The sequence below is a fragment of the Pseudomonas sp. GM24 genome, from assembly GCF_000282235.1.
In the GTDB taxonomy this organism is placed as follows: Bacteria; Pseudomonadota; Gammaproteobacteria; order Pseudomonadales; family Pseudomonadaceae; genus Aquipseudomonas.
Genome location: NZ_AKJR01000176.1, coordinates 1 through 9,267, shown reverse-complemented (window position 1 = coordinate 9,267; position 9,267 = coordinate 1). Strand labels below are relative to the sequence as shown.

Annotated in this window: 6 protein-coding genes and 1 pseudogene; all 7 read right to left on the bottom strand. The window is 57.8% G+C overall.

Going from position 1 to position 9,267, the window contains the following annotated elements; genetic code table 11:
- Positions 1 to 282: 282 nt before the first annotated feature.
- The 7 genes and pseudogenes from PMI23_RS19315 to PMI23_RS19290 all read right to left on the bottom strand — a co-directional run bounded on the left by PMI23_RS19315 (position 283) and on the right by PMI23_RS19290 (position 9,145).
- Complete coding sequence (locus tag PMI23_RS19315) at positions 283 to 492, bottom strand: hypothetical protein (RefSeq protein ID WP_007913338.1); 210 nt, start codon at positions 490 to 492, stop codon at positions 283 to 285.
- A 186-nt stretch (positions 493 to 678) separates the two neighbouring features.
- The gene (locus tag PMI23_RS19310; protein WP_007913337.1) at positions 679 to 2,907 is read right to left on the bottom strand and encodes a TonB-dependent siderophore receptor; all 2,229 of its coding nucleotides are present in this window, start codon (positions 2,905 to 2,907) and stop codon (positions 679 to 681) included.
- Positions 2,908 to 3,126: 219 nt separating this feature from the next.
- Positions 3,127 to 3,393, bottom strand: a complete 267-nt coding sequence (locus PMI23_RS19305) for a hypothetical protein (RefSeq protein ID WP_007913336.1) — start codon at positions 3,391 to 3,393, stop codon at positions 3,127 to 3,129.
- Complete coding sequence (locus PMI23_RS19300; protein WP_007913335.1) at positions 3,390 to 3,674, bottom strand: DUF3077 domain-containing protein; 285 nt, start codon at positions 3,672 to 3,674, stop codon at positions 3,390 to 3,392. Before PMI23_RS19300 ends, PMI23_RS19305 begins: the two co-directional genes overlap by 4 nt.
- A gap of 540 nt (positions 3,675 to 4,214) precedes the next feature.
- Entirely contained in the window at positions 4,215 to 7,283 is a 3,069-nt protein-coding gene (locus PMI23_RS19295) for a hypothetical protein (protein WP_007913334.1), read from the bottom strand.
- A 272-nt stretch (positions 7,284 to 7,555) separates the two neighbouring features.
- A pseudogene (locus PMI23_RS30345) lies at positions 7,556 to 7,636 on the bottom strand (DUF6124 family protein); the annotation flags it as partial.
- Positions 7,637 to 7,849: 213 nt separating this feature from the next.
- Positions 7,850 to 9,145, bottom strand: coding sequence for an OprD family porin (locus tag PMI23_RS19290; RefSeq protein ID WP_007913333.1), 1,296 nt, complete (start codon positions 9,143 to 9,145; stop codon positions 7,850 to 7,852).
- Between the last annotated feature and the right edge of the window lie 122 nt (positions 9,146 to 9,267).

Here is a 9,267-nt window from a genome sequence, read left to right as displayed (position 1 = left end):
ACCGAGGTGTTTGGGCAAGGTACGCCGACCTGAAACATCGAGCCGAACGTCGGTTTTGAAAAGCATGAAAATCGGCTCCCTTTCCCCCTCGCCCCTTTGGGGAGAGGGCTGGGGTGAGGGGGTGGATCTTGCTGACCCAACCCAATCTGCGAACTCGCGACAGCATAAGGTCGAACACCCCACTCAATGCCCATAAAAAAAGGCGCCCCAATCAGGGCGCCAAACTGTCTTCTCCCGGGCCAGAGCGGAGCCACGGAAGGTCCATCGGTTGCTCGGTCAATCTCAGTCGCGATAGGACTCGGTCACTTGCGCAGTCTGGTCGGCGGGAACGCGAATTTCTTTCGCGTTGGCGTCGCTCTGCTGCGCGCTCTGGGCGTGGTGAACCGGGAAGTTGTCGTAGTAATAACGCATACGCTCAGCGCCGCCCTCGGCAAAGACGCTGGCAGAACCCAGGGCAAACAGCCCGGCAAGGATTACGGTGATGATTTTCATGGTGCCTCCTACTGAACAAGTGGGAGCCGTTCGTCCATGAAGCAGATCTCGGAAGAGAGTCTGGGTGGCGTGAATTAACACCGGGTTAACGCCTGTTCAGTGTAGGTTTTGCAGCATGTTGCGGGGCGGTATCAGACAGACGCGGCGCACATCAAGCGTAGGTGCGCTGCGCCCGATAGGCGGGGGTCAGAGCTTCCAGTCGAGACTCAGGGTGACGGTGCGCGGGTCACCCCAGTACACACCGTTATAGAAGCCGACGTTGTCGTAATACTTCTTGTCGAACAGGTTGTTGACGTTCAGCGACGCCGACAGGTGTCGATCAAACGCATAGCGCGACATCAGGTTGACCACGGTGTAGGCGCTCTGGTTGATGCGTGCCTCCTGAGTGTCGCCGCCGACCGGTCGGCTCGACGTGCCATACACATCGCTCTGCCAGTTCACCGCACCGCCTACGGTCAGCGCCTGCCATTCGCCCGGTAAACGGTACGCGGTGGAGACGCGCAACAGATTCATCGGCTCACTGGTGTTGGTGCGCTCGCTGTCGCCGTCGACCGAGTGGGTATAGGTGTAACCGGCGGTCATGTTCCAGCCCTGCAGGATTTCGCCGGATACTTCAGCCTCAAAGCCGTTGACCTTGTTGCCCTTGCCGCCGGATTTGTAGAACTGCTCACGGGTCACCGGATCTGCCGGGGCCGAGTTGTCGAGTTCGGCGACGTTGTCCTGCTTGCTCCAGAACAGCGCCGTGGACAGGTTCAGGCGTTCCTCGAGCAAACTGCCCTTGACGCCCACTTCATAGTTTTTGCCGACAACGGGGTCGATGTATTTGCGGTTCTTGTCGCGGTTGCCCTGGGGTTTGAAGATGTCGGTGTAACTCACGTATGCCGTGTACTCCGGGGTCAAGTCGTACAGCAGGCCGGCGTAAGGCGTCCAGACGTCGTTCTGTTTCTGGCTGGTGTAATCGACCTTGGTCAGTTGCCGGCTGGCGTCGTAACGGTTGCTGGTGCTGGACGCTTCCCAGCTGCCGTATCGGCTGCCGAGCACGGCGTGCAGATCATCAGCCAGGCTCAGGCGTGTGGCGATGTAGCCGGCTTTCTGTCGGGTATTGTCCTTGGAGCCGGTGAGGTCGGTGACGGTGTCGCTGAATTTGGCGATATCGCCCATGTACTTCCAGTCGCGGATTTTTCCGTAATCGCTGGGTTGTGCGCCGGCAATGGTGTACGGCGAGTTCGAGCGGCGTTCGGCCTCGCCATAGCCGAACATCATTTCGTGCTCACGGCCCAGCAGCGAGTAGGGGCCGGAGACATTGAAGTCATACGCCTGCATTTTCTGCGTGCCGATCATGTGCGAGGTGTAAGCGAGCATGCCGCTGCGGTCGGCCTCGGGGAAACCGCCACCGCCGTAATACACCTTGCCGTCGCTCGCGCTGTCGCGGTGGGTGTACGCAGCTTTCAGGCGCCAGCCGCCGGCCAGTTGCTGATCGAGGGTGGCAAACGCGGTTTTGTCCTGCAGCGGCCAGGAACTCCACGACGTCGCCATGTTGGTCGAACGGCCGAGACCGGCCTTGCTGCCATCGGCATTCCAGTAAGGCACGGTGCCCCAGGACGAGCCTTGCCCATGTTTGTTCTGATAGTCGTAACCGACCGCCAGCACGGTAGAGTCGGTCAGGTCGGCTTCGAGCACGCCATAACCGACCTCCCGCTGTAGCGCGTATTTGTCTTTGATCGACTGGTTGTCGCGATAGGCCAGCACCGTGCGCCCGCGCAAGCGTCCGTCGAACGCCAGCGGCCCGCCGACATCGACGTAGCTGTAATAATTGTCATAGCTGCCGCCACTGACTCCGGCCAGCGCCTGCCACTGCGCGGTCGGACGCTTGCGCACCATGTTGATGGTCGCCGATGGATCACCGGCCCCCGTGGTCAGGCCCGTGGCACCGCGCACCACCTCGATACGGTCGTAGATGATGGTGTCGGAATCGGACTTCATGCGATCAAAGGTGTTGAGCATCCCGTCGATCTGGAAATTATTGATCGCATAACCGCGCGACGAATAACTGACCCGATCCGAATCCAGATGCTGCACCACAATGCCCGTGGTCTGGCGCATGGCCTCGGACAATGTACCGAGTTTGAAATCATCCATCTGCTGACGGGTGATCACCGAGACCGATTGCGGGGTTTCCTTGATCGACAGGTTCAGGCGCGTCGCCGTGCTCATGGCGCCGGTGGTATAGGACTCGGTGTTCTCGGTGGTGGTGCCCAGACCTTGCGCACTGACGTTGGTCGCGGCCAGCTCAAGCGCTGTGTCAGCGGGCTGCGGCGTTTTTCCGGCTTCGGTTTCAGCCAGCAGATCGGCGCTGAATGCAGCGCTGCACAGGCCGAGGGTGAGGGTCATGGAACGGGTAATGGGCGCGAACATCGCAGCCGACTCCTTGTCTTTGAGGGAAAAATTCCGTTTGTTCAGAGACGAAGGGTGGGGCCGGGATTTAGTATCAAACGAGAAATATTGTTATTTGAAAAGTGTTTCAGAGGTTTGACTCGACCTCGCTGAAAAAGCACATGATCGCAGCCTTCGGCAGCTCCTGCACCGATCTCAGTAGGAGCTGCCGAAGGCTGCGATCATTTGATCTTGCCGTTATCAGACGCGCAAACGAATCTGCCGGCCCAACACATCCATCACGTCACAGCCATCACGCAGCAACATCGCCGCCGCATGGGCCAGTTGCTGCACATCGGCACCTTTGGCGGACGAGATATCCAGGCTGGCCAGACTTTCCATCATCTGCGTCACTGCCAAAAAACGGCTGGCTGCGCTGCTGTGCAAGACATCCAGCGGCGCTTCGCTGGAGACCAGCAAGACTGGAATGCTGTGTTCGTTGTGAGTCATCGAAATGTGCGAACTCATGCCTCACCTCCGGCCTGCGCGGCGTGTAGACCGGCGACGGATGCAAGGACCAACGCGCGGGCGGTGCCAAGCATTTGCTGGCTGGCCCATTGGAGTGATCCGCTGTGTTCCGGGCGGGTGGCAGTGGGGGCTTGGTGGGCGAGGGCTTCGGCGCAATTGAGGTAAACGGAAGCGTGTTCGAGGGCGTCGAGGAGGGGTATATCGGGTTGGACGGTGAAGAGGTGGTGGGCGACGTGGTCGCAGGGGGCGAAGAGGGTGGGTTTTGTGGTTGGATCGGTCATGTGTAACTCCCAGGAAATGAAGTCGCCACGTGATCGCCGTCAAACGATTTGGGTGGCAACTGTACGCGGGTTGACGGACCGGTCCTAGGAACCCGGCGCACTCGAAAGCGCCCCACGCACAGCTGCCATAGAAGCTATGCAAGGACCTAGGAATACTTCGGGCCGTCAAACCCGATCACGAATGAGTCGTGACAGGCGCGAGGATAGGCAGTGAGGGCAGGGCAGTCAACCGCTGCAGTCTCCGGGAGTTTTCCGAGAACTCTTGTAGGTGCGAAGCTATGGGAGTTGCCAATCCGCTGACTTTCTACAACGCCAAAGATTGCGACGTGTAGACGCTCATACACTGTTCGACAGTGAGTTACCGACGGCTGCGATATATTGATCAGAAAATGCAGGAAACGTAGTCTGGCCCCGCTGAATTCTCCGACAAAGAAAGATCGCAACCTATGGTAGGTCACACTGTTAGTGTGAGATTTACCATAGGCTGCGCAGTTTCTATAAAGATACAGAAAACATAGTTTGGCTCCGTGTGGTCCTCAGTTATTTTTTGACCGTTAGAAACGGTGCGATGTTTGGAAAAGGACTGAACTGGATAAAAAAATACGGATTCATTATCTCTTCGGTAGTAGAAATGCGTAGGTTGGATACGTGATGCCATTTGGCATTTTTTTGGCGATACAAAGTTCCGAGAGTATGTCCTAAAAACTTGGGAGGGATCAGGCTCCCCCCGACTTTTCCCGCCCACACAACAAATTCCTCTTGAGTGCCAGGGTTAGGAGAATACAACAGAGTGTAGTGCTCATTTACTACTGTAACCTCAAGCGTTTTAGTCTGGCCTGCACTGTCTTGCAGCGTAATGATGGTTTTTCCTTTGCCTGTAGCCTTGATAGCGCCAGGCGAAACTGTGGCGACGCTTTCATTTGCTGATTTGTATGTGTAAGGAGGAACTCCTCCTCCTGCGGCGATCCGGTATAAGGGATATGAATAAAAATCTGCCATGATATCCCAGTCTGGTCTGACCCCTTCAAATGAAGCGGTGTGGACTGTCAGTGTCACCGGACGATCATCCCAGACGAGAGGTGGTGGGAGCTTGACGTTATAAACACGCTCCTTAAAAGTCGTCGCGTATTTTTCATCGGAACTTCCCCCAAATGCTGTCTTAATTTCTAATGCTAGTTCACTATCATTTTTCAGGTTTCTCAGATCACTAATTGGAATAGCATGTGCGTTAAAGCCTTGCTTGATCCACTCTTCATCTGTTTTTGAAGCTGGCGGTTGCCAAAAAATTTTGGAATACGTGGTGTTATCTTTATTGGTGCCCTTCAATCGCGACCATACATACTGATCCGGAAAAATCAACGGCCAGTTGTTGAGTCGCATGGTTGCGTCGGCGGTCAGCGCGTTAATATTTAACTCAGGGCCAGCGCCATTGTTCGCGGCTTCGGTGATAAATGGGATACCCAACTCGGGATCACCATCAACAATTGGCGCTACCTTCAAGGTCATTTCTTTCGAGCCCTGCGGCGTTCCATTACGAGTAACGGTGTAAATGACCATCACGTCATCGTTGCCGAGGTTGAACGCAACCAGCGAATTGGGCAGCGGCACCTCTAAATCCTGCTGTGCGGTCACCTCTATCGGACCTTCCGTTTTGCTGCCCTCTCCCGGCGTACCTGTCCACGTCACGCTCACATTCGTACCGATCATGTCCGGATAAGCCCGGACAACAGCAGTCAACGTGTCTTTAGCGGCGATGGGTTGCAGAATGTTATTGGGGGCCTCTTTGATCTCGGGATCTTTAAGATCGAGTGCCACCCCGATCCGCAGTTTCAACTCCCGCGAATGCCCCAGCGTTTCTCCCCCTCGCTCAATCTTGTAATCCGCCGTCACCGTGCCGTTACGATTGGCAGTCACGTATGCCTTGCCCACCGTGAACTTCACCGGTTTGCCTACTGTGGCCGGGATCATGTCCAGATAATCGCTGGTGCTGCCGCCGCTGGCCGAGCCGCGCCAGTAGTAGGTCACACGGTCTTTGTCCTGGGTGCCGAGGAAGGGCATGACCAGTGTTGCGCCGGTCGGCGGCACCTTGTCCGGATCCAGCACGTCATTGGCGTCTGCTCCTTCGACTTCCGGGCGATCAAAGGTCGGCATTGGCACGCCTACCTGCATCATGAACGGCAGCGATTCGCGCACGCTGAGCAGCAGGTTGTCTCTGTTGGTGACGACGTAGTAAACCTTGACGCTCAAGCCATCGAAACGCTGAATTTCGGTTTTGCTTACGTTACGCAGAACGGGCTCGCCTTCCGCTACGTTGCCGACCTGGCGCGGATCCTCGTAGTAAACGGTATCGCCGCCAGGCGCCTGCGCTTCCCAGATCACGTTCAGCAGATCACTGCCGTTGCGACCGACGTACCACGGCGCACTCACCGTCGCCCACGTCGTGTCGACTGGCAACGTCCCGTCCGGTGCCTCGACGACGCTAGGCGCGGCCAGTCGGCTGATATCGCCCACGACGCTGACGCCGGTGTTTTTCGAGGGGCGGTCGGACTCATTCTCGCGGCGCCGGACAAAACCCACCGACGCACTGCCCTTGGCGATGGCGCGCACGGCTTCGTTGGGGATGATAAAGTCGAGCTGAAAGGGCACGAACTCCACGGTTTTCGATAACGGGCCGACGATGATTTGCGGGCCTTGCGCGGGGGTGCCGCTCCAGGTCAGGACGACTTCATCGTTCACGGCAAAGTCTTTAGCCGTCGTGTACACACGAACGATGACGTCGTCGTCACCCAGTGTTTCAAGGTCCACGCGATCGGTCGGCTGGCCTTTGACCAGCACCAGTGGCGAGTCCAGTCGATCACCGTTCATGTCCACCAGCACCGACTGCAAGGCTGACCATGGCGCGCGCTCGTCCGGGTAGTTGCCGCAGCGGTCGACCACCTGAAACGCCACCGCCACCGCGGAGCCATCGCCGGCGGCCTTGATCAGGTCGTAATCGAAAGTGATGTAGATGGGGTTTTTCACCGGATCCGCCGCTTGTTCCGGGGTGACCAGATGCATCACTTGCTGGCTGCCCCAGCGGGCGTGGATGCGGTCGTAGCGGGTCAGGTGGCGGTAGAGAACGATGCGCATCGTCACCACGTCGGTTTCCGAAAATTTCTGGTCGACTTCGTAGCGGTCGAGGGAAAAATTCAGGTCGGAGTGGCCGTCATCACCGGGGATGTCGTCGTATCCGCCGGGGCGGGTCAGTTTGACCAGCAGCTTCAAGCGGGGTCTGGATTCTTCGCCGGGATGGTTCTTGCCGGAAATCTTGTAGTAAACGTTGGTGGCGTCACCGTCGAGCACAGAATCCTTGGTCAGGGTGAAGATCACATCGCGATTGAGTTCGGAAGCATGTTGAATGGTCTTGCTCCACACCTCCTGCGTAGCGTTGTTCCAAAAAACATCGACCCGGTCGCCGATCTCCATGGAGAGCCAGGCAGGCACAGTGCCTTGCAAGCCGTTTTCCACCGCACGAATGGGGATGCCGCCATCGTAGTCTTCCGCTGGGGCGAGCGGGTTCAGGGCGGGGAAGTAGAGGGGCTTCAGGGCATCCGGTGTTGGGTTGGACATGGTGGCGAGCTCCGTTCGGTGAGGTAACGGAGTGATTGAAAGCGCATTGCTGGGGTTGCGCACCTGTCAGATCTGACAGGTGCGGGCTGGAATCCGACGGATGGTAATGTTGGGAGAGGTCGAGTCGAACTGAAAAAACCTTAGAGATTGATCGTTCCCACGCGCAGCAAAGGAATGCAGCCCGGGACGCTCCGCGTCCATCCCAAAGCCGAACGCGGAGCGTCCGTTGAGGCATTCCCACGCGGGAGCGTGGGAACGATCATAGAGGCCCGCTACTGCGGCACATCCAGATTATCCATCACCCGATTCACTGCCAGCTCACCGAGCATGATCAACTGCGCGATCCCCAAAGCACACAAGCCGGCGGATTCTGGCGTAGCGTAGCAAGGCAATGGCGCAGGATGTGTAGCCTCAAAGACGTGTCTGCAGGTGTCTTTTAAACAGCGGAGTTTAAAAGGCATAGGATCGGGCAACCGGCTGGGTGCAAACATGGTTTGTCCCTGTAAACCCAGTGTGTGACCGACACTCACACAATTGAATCATTCCATGAAGGTTGACGTGTTGAGTCAGAAGCCCAGCGGGTACTGGATTACGACATAGATCCGGTCGATATCATCACCTGCCTGCGCCTCGTTGGCCCGGTGCGAGACATGCGAGACCTGCACCGACAGGTCCTTCGCCGCGCCCGATTGCACGACGTATTTCAAATCGATATCGCGCTCCCAATGCTTGCCGCCAGCGCCTTGCTGTGGCTGGTAGTTTCCGCTGTCAGCATCGAACGGGTTGTAGGCGCCGCCCTTTGGCGCATGGGTGCCATCGATGTGGCTGCCGCTGACGTAGCGGGTCATGAAGCTCAGGCCGGGGATGCCGAAGGCGCCGAGGTCGAGGTCGTAACGCGCCTGCCAGGAGCGTTCGTTGGCGCCGTTGAAATCGGCGTATTTGATCGAGTTGGCGAGATAGATCGAGTCGCCACCGACGAAGTCGAACGGCGTGTCGCCATTGATCCGTTGCCAGCCGAGCATCACCGCGTGGGGGCCGAAGGTGTATTTGCCGGAGAGGCTGAACGCGGTGTTGTCGATGGCGCCGGCCAGCGCTCGGCCGGTGTCGCGGGTGTGGTAGAGGTTGGCGTCGAGCAGCACGCCGGACTGTTTGAAGTGCAGGTTGCCGTAGTACTGACGCCAGGTGTCGCTGAGGTCTGAGGCGTACAGCGCGCCGCCGACGGGGCTATCGCTGAACAGATCAGCACCGAGAAAACTGATCCCGCCAGCCTCGGTATTGGCGCCATAGCCGTAGAAATCGCCTTTGCCGGATGAACTGTCCTGATTCTTGAACGCGGTGAAATGCCCGGCCACCAGATTGAGGTGATCGAACTCGGCGCTGTTGAGCAGAAAACCGGTGGCGTACTCCGGTTGCAAGCGTTTGTCGGAAGTGTCGAACACCGGGGTTTCGACGGTCATTTCACCGAAGGCGAGGGTGGTGCGCGAGGTTTTCAGCTTGAGTGCGCCGCCCGCGCTGGAATAGTCATTTTCGCTGCGACCTTCGCTGTCGACCGGCAGCAGACCGGTCCCGGAATGCCCTTTGCCACCGTCCAGTTTCAGCCCGGCGAAGGCGTGGGCATCGATGCCGAAACCGATCGTTCCAGGTGTGAAACCGGATGAGAAAGTGCCGATAAAACCTTGAGCCCATTCTTGTTTATAGTTTTTGCCGGAGGGTGAGGGCGAGCGATAGTCGTTGCTCAGGTAGAAGTTACGGGTGAGCACTTCGCTTTTGGCATCGTCGAAAAAACCGCTGGCGTGGGCGGTTGAGTTCAGACCGCAGAGCAGCGCGAGGAGGGTGAGGCGTGAAGAGGCGCGGTCGATCATGGTCGGTGGCCAGCGGCAATGAAGATGGCCTGAATGATCGAGGGATTGCGGGGAGGGGGATTGAGCGGATGTGCTGAATTGCTGTGGCTGTCAGGTCATGAGGTTGTGAATGCGCTGACGCC

Coding starts and splice junctions, on each gene's coding strand:
- PMI23_RS19310 (WP_007913337.1), bottom strand. CDS start 2,907: ATGTTCGCGCCCATTACCCGTTCCATGACCCTCACCCTCGGCCTGTGC.
- PMI23_RS19295 (WP_007913334.1), bottom strand. CDS start 7,283: ATGTCCAACCCAACACCGGATGCCCTGAAGCCCCTCTACTTCCCCGCC.
- PMI23_RS19290 (WP_007913333.1), bottom strand. CDS start 9,145: ATGATCGACCGCGCCTCTTCACGCCTCACCCTCCTCGCGCTGCTCTGC.
- PMI23_RS19300 (WP_007913335.1), bottom strand. CDS start 3,674: ATGACCGATCCAACCACAAAACCCACCCTCTTCGCCCCCTGCGACCAC.
- PMI23_RS19315 (WP_007913338.1), bottom strand. CDS start 492: ATGAAAATCATCACCGTAATCCTTGCCGGGCTGTTTGCCCTGGGTTCT.
- PMI23_RS19305 (WP_007913336.1), bottom strand. CDS start 3,393: ATGAGTTCGCACATTTCGATGACTCACAACGAACACAGCATTCCAGTC.